Annotated in this window: 21 protein-coding genes; 8 read left to right on the top strand and 13 right to left on the bottom strand. The window is 51.3% G+C overall.

All coding sequences use genetic code 11. From position 1 onward, the window contains the following. Positions 1 to 22: 22 nt before the first annotated feature. Positions 23 to 268, top strand: a complete 246-nt coding sequence (locus IV433_RS09755) for a YceK/YidQ family lipoprotein (RefSeq protein ID WP_195814050.1) — start codon at positions 23 to 25, stop codon at positions 266 to 268. 15 nt (positions 269 to 283) lie between these two features. On the opposite strand, the gene IV433_RS09750 is transcribed toward IV433_RS09755, so the two are convergent. After that, the gene (locus tag IV433_RS09750) at positions 284 to 691 is read right to left on the bottom strand and encodes a MysB family protein (protein WP_195814049.1); all 408 of its coding nucleotides are present in this window, start codon (positions 689 to 691) and stop codon (positions 284 to 286) included. A gap of 226 nt (positions 692 to 917) precedes the next feature. On the opposite strand from IV433_RS09750, the gene IV433_RS09745 reads away from it, so the two are divergent. Together IV433_RS09745 and IV433_RS09740 are read left to right on the top strand one after the other, a co-directional pair. Further along, positions 918 to 1,316, top strand: coding sequence for a VOC family protein (locus IV433_RS09745; RefSeq protein ID WP_195814048.1), 399 nt, complete (start codon positions 918 to 920; stop codon positions 1,314 to 1,316). Positions 1,317 to 1,447: 131 nt separating this feature from the next. Then, positions 1,448 to 1,798: a hypothetical protein gene (locus IV433_RS09740; protein WP_195814047.1), complete on the top strand. Its 351-nt coding sequence runs from the start codon at positions 1,448 to 1,450 to the stop codon at positions 1,796 to 1,798. 24 nt (positions 1,799 to 1,822) lie between these two features. Here IV433_RS09740 and mdtG read toward each other — a convergent pair whose 3' ends face one another. The 4 genes from mdtG to IV433_RS09720 form a co-directional block, all read right to left on the bottom strand. Further along, a complete protein-coding gene (gene mdtG / locus IV433_RS09735) occupies positions 1,823 to 3,061 on the bottom strand; it encodes a multidrug efflux MFS transporter MdtG (RefSeq protein ID WP_195814046.1) in 1,239 nt (412 codons plus the stop codon). A 291-nt stretch (positions 3,062 to 3,352) separates the two neighbouring features. Continuing rightward, positions 3,353 to 3,787 (bottom strand): DoxX family protein, encoded by a 435-nt coding sequence (locus IV433_RS09730; protein ID WP_195814045.1) that lies wholly within the window; start codon positions 3,785 to 3,787, stop codon positions 3,353 to 3,355. Between the two features lie 198 nt (positions 3,788 to 3,985). Beyond that, positions 3,986 to 4,921, bottom strand: a complete 936-nt coding sequence (locus IV433_RS09725; RefSeq protein ID WP_152325584.1) for a Kdo(2)-lipid IV(A) acyltransferase — start codon at positions 4,919 to 4,921, stop codon at positions 3,986 to 3,988. Between the two features lie 350 nt (positions 4,922 to 5,271). Continuing rightward, a complete protein-coding gene (locus IV433_RS09720) occupies positions 5,272 to 6,369 on the bottom strand; it encodes an NADH:flavin oxidoreductase/NADH oxidase (protein WP_195814044.1) in 1,098 nt (365 codons plus the stop codon). A gap of 232 nt (positions 6,370 to 6,601) precedes the next feature. Here IV433_RS09720 and trhO point away from each other — a divergent pair, with 232 nt between their 5' ends. Beyond that, positions 6,602 to 7,657, top strand: a complete 1,056-nt coding sequence (gene trhO / locus IV433_RS09715; protein ID WP_195814043.1) for an oxygen-dependent tRNA uridine(34) hydroxylase TrhO — start codon at positions 6,602 to 6,604, stop codon at positions 7,655 to 7,657. Positions 7,658 to 7,728: 71 nt separating this feature from the next. On the opposite strand, the gene IV433_RS09710 is transcribed toward trhO, so the two are convergent. Next, positions 7,729 to 8,307, bottom strand: a complete 579-nt coding sequence (locus IV433_RS09710; protein WP_101077223.1) for a YceI family protein — start codon at positions 8,305 to 8,307, stop codon at positions 7,729 to 7,731. Between the two features lie 46 nt (positions 8,308 to 8,353). Beyond that, positions 8,354 to 8,899 carry a cytochrome b gene (locus IV433_RS09705; protein ID WP_101077222.1) on the bottom strand — a complete coding sequence of 182 codons (546 nt, stop codon included), beginning with the start codon at positions 8,897 to 8,899 and terminating at the stop codon, positions 8,354 to 8,356. Between the two features lie 554 nt (positions 8,900 to 9,453). On the opposite strand from IV433_RS09705, the gene IV433_RS09700 reads away from it, so the two are divergent. Genes IV433_RS09700 through IV433_RS09690 form a run of 3 tightly spaced genes read left to right on the top strand, consistent with a single transcriptional unit; the run spans position 9,454 to position 14,769 of the window. Further along, positions 9,454 to 10,596, top strand: coding sequence for an efflux RND transporter periplasmic adaptor subunit (locus IV433_RS09700; protein WP_195814042.1), 1,143 nt, complete (start codon positions 9,454 to 9,456; stop codon positions 10,594 to 10,596). Positions 10,597 to 10,605: 9 nt separating this feature from the next. Beyond that, entirely contained in the window at positions 10,606 to 13,701 is a 3,096-nt protein-coding gene (locus IV433_RS09695; RefSeq protein WP_195814041.1) for an efflux RND transporter permease subunit, read from the top strand. Positions 13,702 to 13,728: 27 nt separating this feature from the next. Then, positions 13,729 to 14,769, top strand: coding sequence for an AI-2E family transporter (locus tag IV433_RS09690; RefSeq protein WP_195814040.1), 1,041 nt, complete (start codon positions 13,729 to 13,731; stop codon positions 14,767 to 14,769). Here the strand turns inward: IV433_RS09690 and IV433_RS09685 are convergent. The 6 genes from IV433_RS09685 to pyrC all read right to left on the bottom strand — a co-directional run bounded on the left by IV433_RS09685 (position 14,766) and on the right by pyrC (position 19,522). Continuing rightward, entirely contained in the window at positions 14,766 to 15,230 is a 465-nt protein-coding gene (locus tag IV433_RS09685) for a MarR family winged helix-turn-helix transcriptional regulator (RefSeq protein ID WP_195814039.1), read from the bottom strand. The two genes, IV433_RS09690 and IV433_RS09685, sit on opposite strands and share 4 nt — an antisense overlap. Before the next feature lie 170 nt (positions 15,231 to 15,400). Further along, positions 15,401 to 16,069, bottom strand: a complete 669-nt coding sequence (locus tag IV433_RS09680; RefSeq protein WP_195814038.1) for a LuxR C-terminal-related transcriptional regulator — start codon at positions 16,067 to 16,069, stop codon at positions 15,401 to 15,403. A gap of 206 nt (positions 16,070 to 16,275) precedes the next feature. Beyond that, positions 16,276 to 17,391, bottom strand: coding sequence for an N-methyl-L-tryptophan oxidase (gene solA, locus IV433_RS09675; RefSeq protein ID WP_195814037.1), 1,116 nt, complete (start codon positions 17,389 to 17,391; stop codon positions 16,276 to 16,278). A 143-nt stretch (positions 17,392 to 17,534) separates the two neighbouring features. Then, positions 17,535 to 17,789, bottom strand: coding sequence for a biofilm formation regulator BssS (gene bssS, locus IV433_RS09670; RefSeq protein WP_013576258.1), 255 nt, complete (start codon positions 17,787 to 17,789; stop codon positions 17,535 to 17,537). Between the two features lie 346 nt (positions 17,790 to 18,135). After that, on the bottom strand, positions 18,136 to 18,390 hold the full coding sequence (dinI, locus tag IV433_RS09665; protein WP_013576257.1) for a DNA damage-inducible protein I: 255 nt from the start codon (positions 18,388 to 18,390) through the stop codon (positions 18,136 to 18,138). Positions 18,391 to 18,472: 82 nt separating this feature from the next. Then, a complete protein-coding gene (gene pyrC / locus IV433_RS09660; protein ID WP_195814036.1) occupies positions 18,473 to 19,522 on the bottom strand; it encodes a dihydroorotase in 1,050 nt (349 codons plus the stop codon). A 224-nt stretch (positions 19,523 to 19,746) separates the two neighbouring features. Here pyrC and IV433_RS09655 point away from each other — a divergent pair, with 224 nt between their 5' ends. Next, positions 19,747 to 20,034: a putative quinol monooxygenase gene (locus tag IV433_RS09655; protein WP_152325593.1), complete on the top strand. Its 288-nt coding sequence runs from the start codon at positions 19,747 to 19,749 to the stop codon at positions 20,032 to 20,034. The last annotated feature ends 7 nt before the right edge of the window (positions 20,035 to 20,041 follow it).

Genomic DNA, 20,041 nt, shown 5'->3' with positions numbered 1-20,041 from the left:
TTTGAATCGACAGGTTGGGTAAGTGATTAATCGCGTAATTATTCGTGGATGTGTACTGGCACTACTGGCTACCGTGCTGACAGGTTGCGGCAGCATTATCAGCCGCACCGTGCCGGGGCAGGGGCATGGCAACCAGTATTATCCCGGCGTGCAGTGGGATTTACGTGACAGCCCGTGGCGGTATGTCACTGTTATCGATGTTCCGCTGTCCATGATCGTCGATACCTTCATGCTGCCGATTGACGCCCGCCACGGGCCTTACGAATAAATCTGTTAGAAACGTTTAGTCGATATCCCGGCCCGGATAATCGTCCTCGTCATCCCACTCTTCGGCGGCGGCTTCGCCTTCTTCGGTATCCAGCTGCGGCTCATGCTGGAATTCACCTTCGTCCCATTCATACAGCGTCGCTTCTTCCTGCCATTCTTCTTCGAGTTCGATCTGATCGTAATCTTCGTCAAAGATAGCCTGCGCAGCCGCGCCACTGCGGAACGTCAGCGCATCGATGGCATCACCTTCATCGCTGAGAAATTCTGCCTGCCACATTACATCGCCATCCTGCATGATGTATTTTTGCAGGTTGAACTGATCCGGAACGGGCTCTTCATCGTTCTGAACTTTTTCCTGTGCGGCTTCGAGAAATTCTTCGCGGGCGGCATCAATAGCTTCTTCAAGCGTTGCGTACATGCTCATTGTTGTCTCCTGAGTTGAATGAGGGGAAATAATCAATAGTCTTGATAGTAAATAGCGTTAGGAATGAAGAAGTAACAGCCATCTCACAGTGAAAACTCTGATTAAATGATTGTTGTCGATAAATGACAGGATGCAAGTTTTGAGATGAAAAAACAGGTCGCCTTTCTTCTGCTATTCTCTGAGTCTTAATGCCGGAGCACGGTAAACTGAAGGAGTTATGGCGGCTATGGTTTCACGAAATGCGGTGCTGAGGGTTGCCCGTCCGACCGATCATCTGGAGCGGATTGCGGCGATGTACAGTCAGGGGCTGGGCTTTGAGGTGATCGGCGGTTTCAGCGATCATCAGAATTTTGATGGCGTTCTGATCGGCCATCCGCATCATCATTACCACCTGGAATTTACGCATCACCACGGAACCATCGTCGGGCGCGCGCCGACGCAGGATAACCTGCTGGTGTTTTATATCCCGGAGCCGGCGCAATGGCAGGCGCAGTGCGACGCAATGCTGCAAGCCGGGTTTATTGTCGTTCCTTCATACAATCCGTACTGGGATGAAAATGGTCAAACGTTCGAAGATTTAGACGGTTATCGCGTAGTGCTGGCCTCACGTGACTGGACCGTTTAGAGAGAAATGTCAGAAGAGCTTCAGCTTTGCAAAGAGGGCGGTGGCAGAGGGTAAAAGTTTAGCAAACCGCCAGTCTGAGGCAGAATTGGCGGGTAGAGTGGCGGTGAACTTTCAAGAATAAGGTTACTGCTATGAAGATGCTTTCCCGTACTTTGCTTATGCCGCTGTGTGGTCTTGGTCTGTTTTTCAGCGTCGCCGGTATGGCGGCTGACAGCACGCATCCGCCGATGGAACACCCGCACGGTATGCCGCCATTCGACCACGAAGGCATGCTCCCTCCGCCACCGGTGATGATGGGGCTCTGCCATCCGGGCGCATTATTCTGTGCGAGCGTGGCCAGCGATAATCCAACGGAAACGATTCAGAAACTGACTTCGGTGCTTCCGGCGACAACGGCGGGCAAACATTATGAAGTCCGTCTGGCGGTGGTCGAAGTGCCTGATCACCTGCCGGTGCCTCCGCAGGCAGAAAAAGCTAAGTAAGGTGTTTCAACACGCTGGCCGGAATTAATCGACCATCGCCTGACGCGGCCGGCGTTGCAGACACCACCAGGAATACACGGCGTTAAACATAACCACCAGCGCCGTGACGCAAAATACCGTGCGGAATCCGTAGCTTGCCGAAACTGCCGCACCCAGCAGAGGGCCGGTGACATTCCCGACATCACGGAAAGACTGGTTATAGCTGAAAACCCTTCCCGCCACCTGATTAGTGCAGTTGTAAATCAGCAGCGTTTGCACCGCCGGGAGCAGCGCACCGTCGGTTGCCCCCAGCAGAAAACGTAAAATGCCTAACTGAAGCGGCGTTTGCACGAATGCCATCGGGATCAGCAAGAGGACGGATAACCCCATCATGGCCACCAAAATCCTTTCAGGCCCGATTCTGTCCCCCAGTTTCCCCAGCCTCGGTGCACTCATCAGCGCAGCCACGCCGGGCACCGACGCAATCATCCCGCTGATAAACGCCAGATTTGCAGTGTTGCCCGCCAGTTCGCGCACGTAAAGCGTGAGTATCGGCGCAATCGAACCGGTCGCCACCTGAATAATCATCGTGGTGACAAACAGGCAAAGCACCAGCTTGGGGTTTTTCAGCGAAGCAAAAACCTGCTTGCGGTTGAGCATGTCTTTCTTGTTCACAGGAACAAATTGTTCGCGGATACAGTACAACGTCATCACAAAACAGAGGAAAAGTACGGCTGCGGTAATGAAGAATACCGGACGCAAACCGTAGTTATCGGCCAGCAAACCGCCGACCAGCGGGCCAAGCAGTGCGCCGCTGACGCCGCCTGTGGAGAGTGTCCCCAGCGCCCAGCCGCTTTTATTGCGGGGAATTTGTGTGGCAATCAGCGCATTGGCATTCGGCACAAAGCCGCCGAGCAAACCCAGCAGCGCGCGAAGGACTAAGAATTGCCAGATGTTTTGCGCAAATCCCATGAGCATCATCACAATCGCCATGCCCAGCGCAGATCGTAGCAACATGATTTTACGGCCTTTACGGTCAGCCAGGCCGCCCCAGAAGGGAGAAGCAATCGCGGAAAACAGGAAGGTAATGCTGAAAACCAGACCCGACCACATGTTCAGGGATTCGTGGCCGGTCACACCCAGAGTTTCGACGTAAAGCGGCAGGAAAGGCATGATCAGGCTGAACGCGGCACCGGTAAGGAAGCAGCCAATCCAGGCAACATACAGATTTCGTTTCCAGTTTATGGGTTCTGGTGCGGTTTCAGATTCAGATGCCGAAGTCATAAATTACCGAAAAAAGAGGTCAGATTCGCTCTGGAATGACCGATGGGAACAAGGCAGAGCACAAGTAACAATCAATTGGCTGGATAATTATGCGCCTAATTATCATCCACTTCAATGATGTTAATGAACTGTAACAACGAAAGTAAAATACCGTTTTATCGCGGCAGGCGTGGTGAAGAAGATCAACTGAAGCGGCGAAAATGCAAAAAAAACGGCCAGCGATGAGGCTGGCCGCGACAGACACAGAATTAAAATACAAACCAAAAGACAGACACAGCAATAAAACAGGGTTTAACGCAGGGCTGCGTTTTTCATCACAGAATAACGGCCGCTGCCCAGGAACATAATCACCAGGCCGCCAAAGAAGTACAAGGCTTCGCCTTCCAGACCCCAGGCGCCGACATCGGTCACGGTGAAGAATTTACCGGCAACCACCAGCAGAACTGCCACTAAAATGTTGAATGCCATCACCAGCGCGGCAGGGCGGGTAAAGATGCCCAGAATAATCAGAACCGGTGCAATCACTTCACCGATGTATGCGCCATAAGCGATAAATCCCGGTAAGCCAGCGCCCTGCAACATTTTGGCAATCCAGCCCACACCATTTTCCATTTTCGCCACGCCGTGGAATAAAATCAAAATCCCGAAAGTCAGACGTAACAGTAACTTACCAAAGTCAGGGTGATCGGTAACGCGGGTAAAAGCAGTGTTCAGTTTAGCCAGCATGATGTATTCCTTTTGAAGGTCACAAAGTGGCCACGCGGCTCCCAAGAAGTGTGGGAGTAATCACGTGGAGAAATCATGGGGAGAGTATTGGCCTAAACGGGATGGGATAAAATCTGATAACTTTGAAGAAGTCTGTCAAAAAAACTGTCGAAGCAAATCAAAAAACCGGTTCAGGATGCACTGAACCGGCCTTTAAGTTTACTCGCTGAGGGCCTTGTACAGCGAAGGCTCGCCCTGCGGACGCGTTTTGAAGCGGCGATGCAGCCACATATATTGCTCCGGCGCCTGACGGATTTCGTCTTCTACCACTTTGTTCATGTACGCGGCGGCAACCACTTCATCATCCAGCGGGAAATCAGCGACCTGCGGATGAATAATCATTTCGTAGCCTTTTCCGCCCGCCAGACGGCGCGGCGTAAATGGAATAATGGCCGGTTTGCCCATTCGTGCCAGCAGATAGGTGCCGGTGGTTGTTGCGGCTTTATCCACGGCAAAGAAGGGCACAAACACGCTGGCGCGCGGGCCGTAGTCGTGATCCGGCGCGTACCAGATAATATCGCCCTGTTTCAGGCTGCGGATCATTCCTTTCAGATCTTTGCGATCCAGCATCCCTTTATTTGAACGCATGCGGCCTTTGGTCTGGATCCAGTCCATCAGCTTATTGTCATGCGGGCGATAAACGCCGACGCCTGGATTATGAATACCGAAAATACGCGCACCCAGTTCCAGCGTCAGGAAATGAACGCCAATCAGCAGCACGCCTTGTTTGTTATCACGGGCGCGCTGAATGTGTTCCAAACCACTGACTTTAAACCAGCGTTCAATACGCCAGTCAGGCCAGAACCAGGCCATGCCGGTTTCAAATAAACCCATGCCGACTGATTCGAAATTTTTCACGACCATATCTTCCCGCTGTTCCGGGTGCATATCGGGGAAACACAGTTCGATATTACGCTGGGCGATTTTGTAGCGGCGTTTCAGAAAGCGCATTGAGAAGCGCCCAAGCCCGGTACCGATGCGGTAAATGACCGGATAAGGCAATAATACCAGCGCGTACAACAACCCCAGACCTATCCAGGTGATCCAGTAGCGTGGATGCAATAACGAACGATTAAAGGTAGGTACCTGAGTCATAGAATCTCTGCGTCAATGGATCGAAGTAGAAAGTTTATAAGCTCTGTCTAATGCAGCAGCCCGCTACAGAAATACGTCCACATTCCGATATGGAGCGCGTGTTATCCGTTATTTTTTGTAGCAAAGTGACATATTGTGGCACTTTTTTGGTATCAGGTGAAAATTCACGGCACTAATACCTCATTTAACTTATGGACTGCATGAATGAAAAACAATGTGATTTGTTTATGAACAGTTCAGCTGTTTTCTCCATGCGTCTTCGAATCAAATATCCGCAGAGAACGGCTTTTTGTCAATGAAACGGACAGCCCGGGGGCTGTCCGTGATCACGTTTAGTAAACTATCCGGTATTATTCCGGCAGGAATAATCCTTTCACGCTGTGAGGTTCGCTGCGCCAGTACTGTTTCGGTGCATAAACTTTTGCCCCGAGTTTTGCAGCGGCGTGCCATGGCCAGCGTGGGTTATACAAAATACCGCGTGCCAGTGCGATCATATCCGCCTGTCCGGTGCCAACAATGGCTTCGGCCTGTTCCGGTTCAGTGATTAAGCCCACGGCGATCACCGGCATTTTGACGTGCTGTTTGATGCTGTCGGCGAATGGCACCTGATAATTTGGTCCTACGGCGATTTTCTGGTGCTGGCTCAGGCCGCCGCTGGACACATGAATATAACTGCAACCCAGCTTATCCAATGCTTTGGCGAGTTCAATGGATTGCTCCAGATCCCAACCGCCTTCTGCCCAGTCGGTGGCGGAAATGCGCACGCCGATAGGTTTATTCGCCGGGAAGGCCGCGCGAATTTCCTGGAAGATTTCCAGCAGCAGGCGCATACGGTTTTCCAGAGAACCGCCGTACTGATCGGTGCGCTGATTGGAAAGCGGAGACAGGAACTGGTGCAGGAGATAACCGTGCGCGCCGTGCAGTTCCAGCAGATCAAACCCGAGGCGATCGGCGCGTCGTACGCTATCCACGTACGCTTTTTTCAGTTCGCTGATGCGTTCAGCAGTAAGCGCGGCGGGCGCTTCCGTTCCTTCGGCAAAAGGAATAGCGGAAGGTGCGACGGTTTGCCAGCCACCGGCGGACTGAGGTATTTGCGCGCCACCTTTCCACGGTGCGGCGTGAGAGGCTTTGCGTCCTGCGTGGCCGAGCTGCAAACCGAGAGGAATATTGCTGTTTTCGCGCAGGCCGTCGATCAGTCCTTTCAGCGCGGCTTCAGTTTCATCATCCCACAGCCCTAAATCCTGCGCAGAAATGCGCCCGACGGCTTCCACCGCTGTGGCTTCGAGGATCAGCAAACCAGCGCCGGAAAATGACAATTGTCCGAGATGCGCGTGGTGCCACGAAGTCGCTTTCCCCTCGTCGGAGGAGTACTGGCACATTGGTGCGATAATAATGCGGTTAGGCAGCGTCAGGCCGCCCAAAGAAATCGGTTCAAAAAGCTTGCTCATGTTTCCTGCCCCTTAAAAAAATCAGTGTGGTGGATAGATCACAAGTATGGATAACATCTGAGAATAGGTTACCGCATTTAGAAAAAGGGCAAGAAGCAGCAGGTGTTTTTCTTATCATGAATTTGCAACGGAAGATGTCGCCGGTGTTGCTTTAATGTATAATCTTGCCGCTTCAAAAGTAGCTAATTGGTTTCCAATAGTTAAATTCCCCTGAAAGACAGGAACGTACACCATGCCAGTGTTACATAACCGTATTTCTAACGAGGAACTCAGAGCGCGCATGTTGGCTGAAACCGAGCCCCGCACGACTGTTTCTTTTTATAAGTATTTCCAGCTCGAAGAGCCGAAAGCTTTTCGTGATGCCTTGTATATCAGCCTGACACGCCTGAATGTGTTTGGCCGTATTTACGTGGCAAAAGAAGGGATTAACGCGCAGATCAGCGTGCCGCAAAGCCAGTTTGACGCGTTCAAAATCGAGCTGTTTTCAAGCCATCCGGCGCTGGATAACATCCGCCTGAACGTAGCGCTGGAAGACGACGGCAAATCCTTCTGGGTTCTGCGTCTGAAAGTGCGTGACCGTATTGTGGCGGACGGCATCGATGATGAGTCGTTCGATCCGTCGAATATCGGTGAGTACCTGAAAGCCGAGCAGGTCAACGCCATGATTGACGACCCGGATACGCTGTTTGTCGATATGCGTAACCACTACGAATATGAAGTGGGGCATTTCGATAAAGCGATTGAAGTCCCGTCTGACACTTTCCGCGATCAGCTGCCAATGGCCGTTGATATGCTGAAAGAAGACAAAGACAAGAAAATCGTCATGTATTGCACCGGCGGTATTCGCTGTGAAAAAGCCAGCGCCTACATGCTGCATAACGGTTTTAAAAACGTGTATCACGTGGAAGGCGGTATTATCGAATATGCGCGCCGTGCGAAAGAGCAGGGGTTGCCGGTTAAATTCAAAGGTAAAAACTTTGTCTTTGATGAGCGCATGGGCGAACGCATTTCTGACGATGTGATCGCGCATTGTCATCAGTGTGGCGCGGCGTGTGATAACCACACCAACTGTAAAAATGACGGCTGCCATTTGCTGTTTATTCAGTGCCCGACCTGTGCGGCGAAGTTCGACGGTTGTTGCAGCGAAATCTGTATGACTGAGCTGAAACTGCCGGTTGAAGAACAGCGTGCGCTGCGTGCTGGCCGTGAAAATGGGATCAAGATTTTCAATAAGTCCAAAGGGCTGTTGCAAACGACCATGCATATTCCGGCACCGGAAAACGACTGAACTTTTGATCCGTCGTAAAAAAGGCCCTGACGATTTAAAACCGTCAGGGCCTTTTGTTTTGGCGATGCGGATTACTTCTCCTGCACGCCTTCCACGGAAATGATCAGCTCGACATCCTGCGATGCAGGGCCGAGATCAGTGGTGATCCCGTAATCCTTCAGCGCAATTGTGCCTGCGGCTTCAAACCCGGCGCGATAACCGCCCCACGGATCCTTACCCTGACCCAGCAATTTCGCCTGGAGGGTTAATGGTTTCGTCACGCCATTCAGGGTGAAATCACCGGTAACGGCCAGGTTATCGCCCTCTTTTTTCACCGACGTGGATTTAAACGTGGCCTGCGGATGCTTGCTCACATTGAGGAATTCCGCGCTGCGCAGGTGTTTATCACGTTCGGCATGGTTCGTGAACACGCTGGTGGTGTTGATGGTCACGTTCACTTTATCCGCTGCCGGGTCTTTCTCGTCAAAGGTAAAGCCGCCGTCAAAATCGTTAAAACTGCCGTAAAGCCAGCTGTAGCCCAGATGCTTGATACGGAACTCAATAAACGCGTGCTGTCCTTCTTTGTCGATTTTGTAATTCGCCGCACTTGCGGTGCCTGCGGCCAGCAACAGGGATGCCAGTGTCAGGCCCAGAGTGGTTTTTTTCAGCATGGTTATTCTCCATTTATCCATTAAGTGAATCGCAAGGTGAAACAGTTCAGCGCCCCAGCATGCGTGTCAGCGTGCTGTCGCGGTCGATGAAATGATGTTTGAGTGCGGCCAGCGCGTGGAACGCAGAGATAATCACAATTCCCCACGCCATCCACAGATGTACGGTGCCGGCGATGTCCGCCTGTTGCTCCAGCCCGAACAGGGTGGCCGGGATATCAAACCAGCCGAAAACGCTGACCGGCTGGCCTTCGGCGGTCGAAATGAGATAGCCGCTGAGCAGGATCCCGAACAGACCGGCAAAGAGCAGAACATGCGCGAGCCAGGCCCCGAGCCGGGTTTTGGCGCTGTAGCTGTCCAGCGGTTTTGGTGGCGGCGAAATAAAGCGCCAGGCCAGCCGGAATACCATGGCCGCGAAAACCAGCACACCAATGCTTTTATGAATTTCCGGCGCGCGGTGATACCAGGTGTCGTAATAGCCCAGCCCGACCATCCATAGTCCCAGTGCGAAAAGGCCATAAACGGCCAGCGCAACAATCCAGTGGATCAGAATTGAAATATGCCCGAAGCGCACAGTCGTATTTTTCCAAAACATAATTTGGCCGCTCATAGTGAGAGTTATTTTTGGAAAGTAAACATTTGGAAACATTCTGGCAAACTATTATTTTCAAAATAGATGATTAATTTAACTTGTTCACTATTTTTGAACTGATTAAGGTTATCTTGTTCAGCTTATTCGTTATTGATTCATTAGAACGGCTGTGATGGGCTGGGCTTCAGTCTGGGTGCGGGTTTGTCAGGTTTTGTCATCGACGGTAAAGTTTGTTTTATTACTAAAAATTTGAGTAAAAAAATTAATTTCACCCGTGATTGTTATTTTTGGATGATGACTAAAATGAAAAACGTTATCTGATTTAGCGGATAAGGCTCTTCGGAATATTAATTCTAAATATTCCTTAAATATAACGTAAAGAAATCACGGGATATTATGCAAACTGATCGGGATCAGTTTATGGAAAGTCATCACCTCTATAATCTCCGAAAATTCTGATTAGGAATTTTTTTATCTACTAAAATGGATATGAGCCGGTGCGTGCACTTTCCTGACCCAACATAACCGGCATCCGACCTGACACGGAGAGTGACACTATGTTTCCTGCAATATGCCGTCATGCAGCTTTATCCCCACTGCTGGCCCTGTTTTTATCCCTTCCGGTTGTCGCGAATGCGCAATCTGTTCCGACGGTGACGACATCGACTATCGCAACGCAAAATGATGGCGTCAGCCGCACTTATCTTGGCCGCCTTGAGGCTGTTCAGGCGGTGAATGTTGTCAGCCGCACGGAAGGTTTTATTTCTAAGCGGGCTTTCCAGGAAGGTCAGCTGGTTAAAGAAGGGGATGTCCTTTACGAAATCGACCCCGCGCTGCATCACTCCGCGGTGGCGCAGGCGAAAGCGCAGCTCGACAGTGCGAACGCCACGGCCCGACATGCACAGACGCATCTGAACCGTATTCAGCGTCTGGGCGATGCACGCACGGTCAGTCAGTCTGATGTCGATACCGCACTTGCCGCACGCGATACCGCCCGGGCCGCCGTCGCGCAGGCTCAGGCCGCCCTGAAAACTCAGGAATTGCAGCTGAGCTTTACCCGCATTACGGCACCTATTTCCGGGCGCATTGGCGTGAGTCATTATCACACCGGCAGTCTGGTGAACCCCGCGAGCGGCGCGCTGACTGAAATTGTTCAGCTCGATCCGGTTCGTGTGGTGATTTCCGTTAACGAACGCGATGTGCTCAGTGCCAGCCAGAGCAGCGGTTCGCTTGAGGACGCTTTCGCGGCGGATAACATGACGCTTTCGCTGCGTTTATCGAATGGTTCGCCGTACCTGAAAACACCGAAATTTGAATCCCTGGGAAACCGCATTGATACACAAACCGGCACATTGCCCGTCAGGCTGACCGTTGATAATCCGGATCACCGTTTATTGCCGGGTGGCTCCGTTAACGTGCTGGCAGCACCACGCTCCGGACAGAAACTTCCGGTTCTGCCAGCCGCGGCTTTACAGCAGGACGCCACAGGCCACTTTGTTTTGCTGGTGAATGCTGAGCAGCAGGTTGAGAAACGGCCTGTCCGCCTGGGCGCGCAGACCGGACAGGGATATTTCGTTCTGGAAGGTTTGCAGGGAGGAGAAAAAGTGGTCACCGAAGGGCTGCAATGGATCCAGCCAGGGATGAAAGTGAATACGCGTGACGCCTTGGGTGCTCCGGCGACGCCGGCAAAAAAAGGTTAAGGAATAACTATGCTCGAGCAATTCATTAAAAGACCGCGCTTTGCGGTGGTCATCGCGCTGGTCACGGCGCTGATTGGTGCCGTGGCGCTCAAGGTGATCCCGGTGGAACAATATCCGGACATCACGCCGCCCGTCGTTTCTGTCAGCGCGATTTACCCCGGCGCCAGTGCGCGTGACGTCGCAGAATCTGTTGCCGCACCCATTGAAGCGCAGGTCAACGGCGTCAGCAACATGCTCTATATGTCGTCGAACAGCGGCAATAACGGCAGTTACTCGCTGACGATTACCTTTGCCAGCGGAACGGATCCTGATACTGCGGCGGTTGAAGTGCAAAACCGTATCTCTCAGGTCAGCTCTCAGCTCCCGCCGGAAGTGCTGAATACTGGCGTTTCCGTGCGTAAGCAGGCATCCAATATTTTGCTCGGGATCAGCCTGTTATCCCCGAAACATACCCACGACATGCTGTTTATCAGCAATTTCGCCAGCATCCAGCTGCGCGATGCTTTAGCGCGTATCGACGGCGTCGGCGATGTCCGCGTGTTTGATTCCCGTGACTACAGCATGCGAATCTGGCTCGATCCGCGCAAGATGGAAGCACTGGATGTCAGCAGCATGGAAATCAGTTCGGCAATCCAGAGCCAGAACGTGCAGGCGGCGGCCGGTCAGATTGGCGCTTCGCCAAGCCCGTCCCTGCAGCAACAAACGCTGACCATCAGCGGGGCAGGACGTCTGAGTACGCCGGAAGAGTTCGGCAATATTATTGTCCGCAAAAATGCTAACGGCGGGACAGTGCGTTTGCATGACGTCGCGCGCATTGAACTGGGCGCACAGGATTATCAGGTCAACGCCACGCTGAATCAGACGCCGTCAGCCTTCCTGTCAGTTTATCCTGCACCGGGTGCCAATGCGCTGAATGTGGCCAATGCGGTGCGCGCGGAAATGGAACGTCAGGCGGGTTACTTCCCGGACGATCTGACTTATGAAATTAAATTCGACTCCACACGGTTTGTCAGCGCGACGCTGGATGAAATCGTTGTTTCTTTGGTGCTGACGTTCATCGTCGTTCTGACCATTGTTTACCTGTTCCTGCAAAGTTTGCGCGCCACATTCATTGTTGCGCTGACCATTCCCGTCTCTTTGCTCGGCACATTTGCCGTGCTTTACATCTTTGGCTATTCGGCCAATACACTGAGTCTGTTCGCTATTATTCTGGCGCTGACGGTCGTGGTCGATGATGCGATTGTTGTGGTCGAAAACGTCGAACGGCTGATGGTCGAAGACCCGTCGCTCGGGCGGGTAGCCGCAACCCGTCTGGCGCTGAAACAAATTGCCGGACCGGTTATTGCCACTACAGTGGTTCTGCTGGCGGTATTCGTGCCGATTGCCGTGCTGCCGGGGATTACCGGTGCGCTGTACCGTCAGTTTGCGGTGACGCTTTCTGCGGCGGTGGTGCTTTCCAGTATTAACGCATTAACGCTGACTCCGGCGCTGTGCGCAACATTACTCAAGCCCCGTCCGGAGAAACCTGCGCGCTTCTTCCAGCTTTTTAATAACGGGCTGGACAGCGTGCGCGATACCTATGTCAAAGCCGCGCGCGGGATCAGCAAAAATGTGCTGACCAGTATTGTGAGCGTGATTGTAATTGCCGGTTTGTGTGCATGGGGTTACAGCAGTTTGCCGAAATCTTTCCTGCCAGATGAAGACCAGGGCTATTTCTTCGTGAATGTGCAGTTACCGGACGGCGCGTCCCTTAACCGTACTGATACGGTTCTCGGGCAGATGAAGGCGATCCTCGGGAAAGATGATGCGGTTGAAGATGTCATCGCGATCAGCGGATTCAGCCTGCTGAGCGGCGGGAGTTCACCGAATTCTGCCTTTGGTATTGTTTTGCTGAAACCCTGGGGTGAGCGCAGCAGTGTGGATCAGGTCATCGGACGGTTGCAACCGGCGATGGCGGGCATTCCTTCTGCGATGATTATGGCGATAAACCCGCCAGCCATTTCCGGGCTGGGTACGGCTTCCGGGCTGGATTTGCGCTTACAGGCGTTACGCGGACAATCACCGCAGGAACTGGCGGCGACCGGACAGGCGCTGATTCAGGCGGCAAATCAGGATCCGCAACTGAGCCGCGTCTTCACGACATTCAGTGCGTCCGTGCCTGAAATTGCCCTCAGCGTGGATCGCGATCGTGCTGCGCAATTGCAGGTTCCGGTCAGCCGGATCTTCGGTTCGTTGCAGACATCGCTCGGCGGGATCAATGTCAGCGATTTCATCATCAACAACCGTTTGTTCAACGTGCAGATGCAAAATGAGATGGAAGATCGCCAGCGTGCAGACCAAATCTCGACGCTGACCGTGCGCAGCGATAACGGTTCTCTCGTCAGTCTGGGGAAAATGGTCAGTCTGACGCCGTCTCTCGGCGCACCGTTTATTACGCAATATAACCAGTTCCCGTCGCTGGCGATCAGCGGCTCCGCGGCACCTGGCGTGAGTTCCGGGGAGGCGATGACGCAAATGGAACATATCCTGAGTCAGAAACTGCCCGCCGGTTATGGTTATCAGTGGACCGGGATGTCGTTGCAGGAAATTCAGGCGGGCGGTCAGGCTATTGTGATTTATGCCGCGGCGCTGCTTTTCGCCTATCTCTTCCTGGTCGCTCAGTATGAAAGCTGGAGCATACCGCTGGTGGTGATGATTTCGGTGATCTTTGCGGTATTTGGCGCCGTCGGTGGTCTGCATCTGGCCGGTCTGAGCAACGACGTATATGCTCAGATTGGTATGGTGTTGCTCATCGGGCTGGCGGCGAAAAATGCCATACTGATTGTCGAGTTTTCGAAAGCCAGAAGGGAAGAGGGCGCCACTATCCGCGAAGCGGCGCAGGACGGCGCGAAGCAACGTTTCCGCGCCGTCATGATGACCGCAATCTCGTTCATTCTGGGCGTCTTGCCGCTGGTACTGGCATCGGGTGCTGGCGCGATGAGCAGGCACATCATTGGTGTCACGGTATTTAGCGGAATGTTGTTGTCCACGACGGTAGGGATCTTGTTTATCCCGTCGCTGTATGTGCATGTCCAGCGTCTGCGGGAATGGGTGAAATCCCGTTAAAAAACCGGGCCGCATCAGGAGGAAGATTTGCGTAAAACGATCGTGACGACTCAGGGACTGAAAATCGTCGTAATGATGGCGATGCTGGTGGTGATTTTCGCGGGAATTAAATCTGCGGCGGACATCATCGTACCCTTCATTCTGGCGCTGTTTCTGGCTTTTGTTTTGAATCCGCTGATTGTGCTGCTGGGGAAATGTCGGGTGCCGCGCGCACTCGCCGTTTTGCTGGTGGCGACGCTGGTGATCTGCCTGATGGCTTTCATGACCACCAAACTGCTGGTGACGCTCAATGAATTTGCGCGCACGCTGCCTCAGTATCGCGGCCTGATCGTCGAAAAACTCAGTTATCTCGAGGAACTGTCCGGGCAAAGCGACCTGACGTTATCGCCTGAACAGCTGGCCAGTTATATCGACCCGGCAGCGACGTTGAACGTGGTCAGTAAACTCATCAGCTATCTGTCTAACGCGATGGCGGGTTTGTTTCTGTTACTGATGACGGTGGCTTTTATGCTGCTCGAAGTGCCGCAGTTGCCATACAAAATTGAACAGATGTCGGATGAACCGGGAAAGGGGATGGCAAACGTTCAGCGGGCGCTCGACAGCGTGACGCGTTATCTGGTGATCAAAACGTTAATCAGCGTGGTCACCGGGCTGGCGGTCTGGGCGCTGCTGGCAGCGACGGGGATCCGGTTTGCGTTTCTGTGGGGAATGCTGGCGTTTGCGCTGAATTACATTCCCAATATTGGTTCTTTTCTGGCGGCAATTCCACCGGTTATTCAGGCGTTCTTGTTCAACGGCTTCAGTGAAGGGATTGTCGTGGCAGGCGGATATGTACTGATTAACCTTGTTTTTGGCAGCATTATCGACCCCAAAATTCTGGGACGCGGGCTGGGGCTTTCGACGCTGGTGGTCTTTATGTCCCTGATTTTCTGGGGATGGCTGATGGGGCCGGTCGGAATGCTGCTCTCCGTGCCGCTGACCATCGTGCTGAAAATAGCGCTGGAACCCACGGCCGCCGGGCATAAGATTGCCGTACTGCTGGGCGATGGCGCCGCACAAAAACGCTAAAGCTTGTTTAACTCTTCAATGCGCACTGCGTGCGTTTCAATGCTTTGCAAAGAGGCCATGAGTTGCTGACGGGCCGGTAAATCCAGCCCGTCAAACAACCGGTCGATAGCATCCTGCTTCGGTTTTTTAGTCTGTTCTAACGCCTGTTTTCCCGCTTCCGTTAATTCCAGCAATTGTGAACGGCGATCGGTCGGATGACGCTTGCGCACCAGCAAACCGTCCCGGTCCATGGCATCAATCGCATCGGTGATGGTTCGGGGAGATTGCTGAAGCACCAGAGCCAGTTCTGCGGGGCGGCAGGTGCCTTCATGCGCGATGGCGGACAGAAGTTTTCCGCGAGCCAGAGAAAGGCCCTGCGCGGACATTGCTGCATCCACTTGTTTGCGCATCAGACGGATTACGGAAAGCAACGTTTCTGTAATTTCTGTTGGGGTGACATCTGCAGAAGCGGAGTGTTTCATGTTATGAGGCTGCTCAAGATAAGGCTGCTAATTTAAAACTTATTGTAGGCCTCTGCCGGCAGAGTGCAACCGCGTAAACCGCTGATGTCTGAATGTGTGAAACTGAATGGAAAATCAGGAAGACGAGAATATAAAAATGCCCTGATTGTTCAGGGCATTATGTGAATGATTTAGCTGTGCGCTTTGTAAATCATTAACAGATCGTCTTTAATCTGGCGGCTAATGGGCGTCGCGGAAATGTCATCAATCGGCCAGAATAAATACTTGATCAGATTGTAAATAAAACAAAATTCCAGCCGGTTCCGGACTTTAATTTTCTGAGCCAGATGGCGCTTATGAACATACACGGTGCGGCTGCTGATATTTAATTTTCTGGCAATCCGGTAGTTCGGCATTTCTGACATCCAGTATCCCATTACCAGAATTTCCTGATCGCTGAACAGGGTTCTTGGAATGCCGAAGTTGTTTTCCGGCATAAAGGATTCCGGGTCTGCAGCAATCTCTTGTAATAATTGCGTTAATGACTGTTTATTGAGAACGAAAACTTCGCGTGTGATAGCAATCGGCGCATCACTGTCAGGATAATTCGCATCGATATAACAGTATATTCTGGCGGTATGGCGGAACTCAAAGAAAGCCTTCAATTCCAATGATAATTCAGCGTTATGACAATACTGCGTCATATTCACCAGAATAACGTCAGGCTGAAATTCTGTCAGTGAATTGAGTGCCTGAGAAATATTCACAGTATCAATAATGTCGAGATTATTATTCTCAACAAGATAAGAGAAAATTCCTAACCGGGTGAATCCACAGGGTTCAATAATAGAGAGTTTCATTCGACGTCCTTGTTCAGGCGTATCATTTACGCGCGGAAACCACTCCTGTGATTTCTGCATCTAGCATAGGTTTTTTTCTATAATGCTGTCAATTCGGAAATACCGGTCTATTGATCTCGTTCAAAGTGAAACTTAAAAATGACTCTTCGCGGAAATAAAATGACAACCGTCGAAAGAATATTAACGACGGTTGAAACATCTTTACATTAATTGAAGCGGGAAAGGGAGAAAGGTTCAAGTTCGAAAGGAATAGGATGATTGTTAGCGAAATGAGTCACTATTTCACCTAATACGCTGGCAAATTTAAATCCGTGGCCGCTTAAGCCTGAAATGACCAGTGTATTTTCTCTGCCCGGCAATGTATCGATTATGAAATCTTCATCTGCGGTCATGTCGTAAGTGCATGACGCGCCGCGTAAACTCACCCCAACACCCGGCAAAAAGTGGCGGAAAAAGTTGAAGGATTCCGTACCGTCCTGGCTGAATCCGCCGAAAGGTTTACGCTCTTGCGGCTCTGTGATCCACTGACCACCATTATGTTTTCCGAGCTTTAAGGAATCTTTTACGGAAGGAAAGCCGTAATACTGGTCACCTTGCTGGGTTTCGAGCGTGAAGGCCGGGAAGTGATTTTCCTCGCTGTATCGGCCATCGGCGTGAAACCAGGCAAAAACTTTGCGTAAAGGTTTTACCGGCAACTCTGGAAGGATTTTTGTCACCCAGGTTCCGGCGGTCACGGCCAGTTTTTTGCCATGATAAACGCCATCGATTGTGGAGACCTCAACACCGCCATCAACCCAACGGATATCGTCGACCGGGCAGTTGAACAGCTGCGCGCAGCCCGCTTCGCGCGCGAGGCGGATGTAAGCGCTGATGGCCATTTCGCTTTGCAGATAACCAGAGTCAGGTTCGAAAACGCCGCAATAGCCGTCTGGTAAAGTAAACAGCGGCCATTTTTCGCGAATTTCAGCCGCGTTAAGAGACTGAGTGTTCAGGTTGTAGGTTTCAGCGCTAGTTTTCACATTGCCGATGAATTCGGAATCTTCAGGGCCAATATTCACCACGCCGCTGCGGTGAAATACTTTATCGCCGCTTAGCTCTGCCAGTTCGTTCCAGAGCGTTTGTGCTCTTAGCAGCATGGGAACGTAACGGGCGCCTTCACCATATGCGTGGCGGATGAGTCGTGTTTCGCCGTGATGGCTGCCTGCCTGATGAGGAGGTATTGCGCTGTCTATCATCAACACTTTCAGCCCGGCACGCGTGGCGTAATAGCCCGCAGCCGACCCGACTGAACCGCTGCCAACGATGATGAGATCATAATCCATAACCAAATGCTCCTCTGTCGAAATTTTTTAACAAATTGACTACGGGCATGATAGTGAGTTTACGGCAGGGAAGGCAAGGGAGCGGAGGTAAAGAAAAAGGCACCAGGATGAAATCGCTGGTGCCTCAGGCTGACAGGTAAAACTTAGTGTTTTCGGTGATCACTGTATTCGTACTCGTTAGATTCTATCTTTTCGATACCGGCTTCGAGAATGTTGATCAGCTGCCTGGCAACGTCGGTAGTTAACCATAAAGTTCTGTCTACCTGAGCATCCTCGGGTGTCTGGTCTTTTGAAGACAGGTAATGAAGACGTATCATCATGGCGTCATAAGAGTCGACGGTACTGATATCCCAACCAACAAGCGGGTGTGTCTGAATAACTTCATCATTTCTGTCCATATAGACCCCTTATATTGTAGTGACTGACGTGAGTGACTATCTGAGGATCAATGCGGCTCATTATCTGGTGAGCTATTTCAGTATAAACAGTTAACGCAATTTATGGAGAGGTTTGAGAGGTTTTAATTGTAAATAATTTGTATTGATTATCCGGGAGTCAGAATAATCTGGAGTTTAACCAAAATTACTTTTTAATTTGGGTGTTTTTTATACGAGCGAAGAGAATGAAAAAACCGGACTGCGACGCCCGGTGAAATACGCAAATAGCCTTACGGCGGGTTTTAATAAACCTGATTATTATTAATAAGGTATTGAATCTGAGTGCGTTCTGAGAAAATTCATGCAGTTACTCATCATTCTGATTTGAAAACCAGTCATCTGCACTTTCCCAGGTTTCCTGGAGAATTTCTTCGATAAGATCACGATCTGTTTTGGCTCCGCCCAGCACAGACAAGCTATTTGCACCGGCGTAACGAACCTGAATTTTATTTTCGCGATCCGAAAACTGTTTGTTAATTCTTTTACTCAATTCACCCGATAAGGCGTCTAGCGCACCCGCAGGCAGAGGCTTGGTTTTATCGATTGTGACTTCAACACGCATAGGACCTCCTGAATAGATTTGACTGTATATTTATACAGTCAAATCCTGATCGGTGCAATACAGAGTTGAAGAGAATCGTATTTTAGTACGAAGTCACTTTCCAGTTGAGCGTCTGTCCTGCGAGGAATGGCACAACGCATTCATCGCCCAGCGCAATTTCTTCTGGCTGCGTGACTGGCGTACGTGTCAGTTCGATGAAGCCTTCATTGAGCGGCAAGCCGTAGAAGCGCGGGCCATTCAGGGAGCAGAAAGCTTCAAAATGTTGAAGTGCATTCATTTCTTCGAAAACGGTCGCGTAAGCAGAAAGTGCCAGCGGGGCGTTGAAGCAGCCTGCGCAGCCGCAGCTCGATTCTTTGCGGCCTTTGGTATGTGGCGCAGAATCTGTGCCCAGGAAGAAACGATCAGCACCGCTGGCAATCACTTCACGCAGGGCTTGCTGATGAACATTACGTTTCAGGATTGGCAGGCAGAACAGGTGGGGGCGAACGCCACCGACCAGCATGTGGTTGCGGTTAAACATCAGGTGCTGAGGTGTAATGGTCGCGCCGAGGTACTGATTGCCGGACAGAACGTATTGCGCCGCTTCTTTGGTCGTGATGTGTTCGAACACGATTTTCAGTTCAGGAAACTGGAGGCGTACCGGATCCATCACTTCATCAATAAAGCGCGCTTCACGGTCAAAAATGTCCACATCGCTGTGAGTAACTTCACCGTGGATCAGCAAAGGCATGCCAATTTTTTGCATGCGTTCCAGCACCGGATAGATTGCCTTAACATCAGAGACACCGTGCTGAGAGTTAGTCGTTGCATTGGCAGGATAGAGTTTTGCGGCAGTGAATACACCTTGCTCGAAACCCTGAGAAATCTCATCAGGATCCAGAGAATCCGTCAGGTAGCAGGTCAGCAATGGGGTGAAGTTATGCTCTTTCGGCAGTGCAGCCATAATACGTTCGCGGTAGGCAATTGCTGCTGCGATCGTTGTCACCGGAGGCGTCAGGTTTGGCATAACAATCGCGCGGCCAAAGACTTCACTGGTGAAAGGCAGCACGGTGCTGAGCATTTCATCGTCACGAAGGTGAATATGCCAGTCATCTGGGCGGCGGATCTTCAAAACTTGCGGTGTGGCGGTCATCAGGCAAAACTCCGGCATTGAGAGACAAGATGTTGGGAATCAGGTGCGGTAATGGGAGCATTAACGGCGGGGAACAAGAATAAGCGTAAAACCGTTGTGTTGCATCTGTTAAATAAAGTTCGTATTGAAATCAATGTATCGAAAGGTTCATAGTGGGCGTAGATTTTAGTCAAAGTGCTTCCAGGCACTGTGGAAGCAAGACAAAAAACAACAGGAGAACCAGTATGGAAATCAGAGTTGTTGCCACAATTGTTGCTAAACCAGAGTTTAAAAAACAGGTAACAGAAGCTTTGCTTGACGTTATTGAACCCAGCCGTCAGGAGGTTGGGTGCCTGCAGTATGAACTGCACGGGGATCTCGATAAGGAAGGGACGTTCGTGTTTTACGAGCGCTGGGCTTCTGAAGATGCACTGAAGCAGCACAACAAGACAGAGCATTTTCAGCATTTTGCCAAAAGTCTCGAAGGTAAACTGGAAGAACTGACTATTCGCCGTCTGAAAACCCTGGCCTGAAAACGTC

It is taken from the genome of Rahnella laticis, from assembly GCF_015644585.1.
GTDB lineage: Bacteria > Pseudomonadota > Gammaproteobacteria > Enterobacterales > Enterobacteriaceae > Rahnella > Rahnella laticis.
The sequence above is the reverse complement of the archived record's forward strand: the minus strand, read 5'-3'. Positions and strand labels throughout refer to the sequence as shown.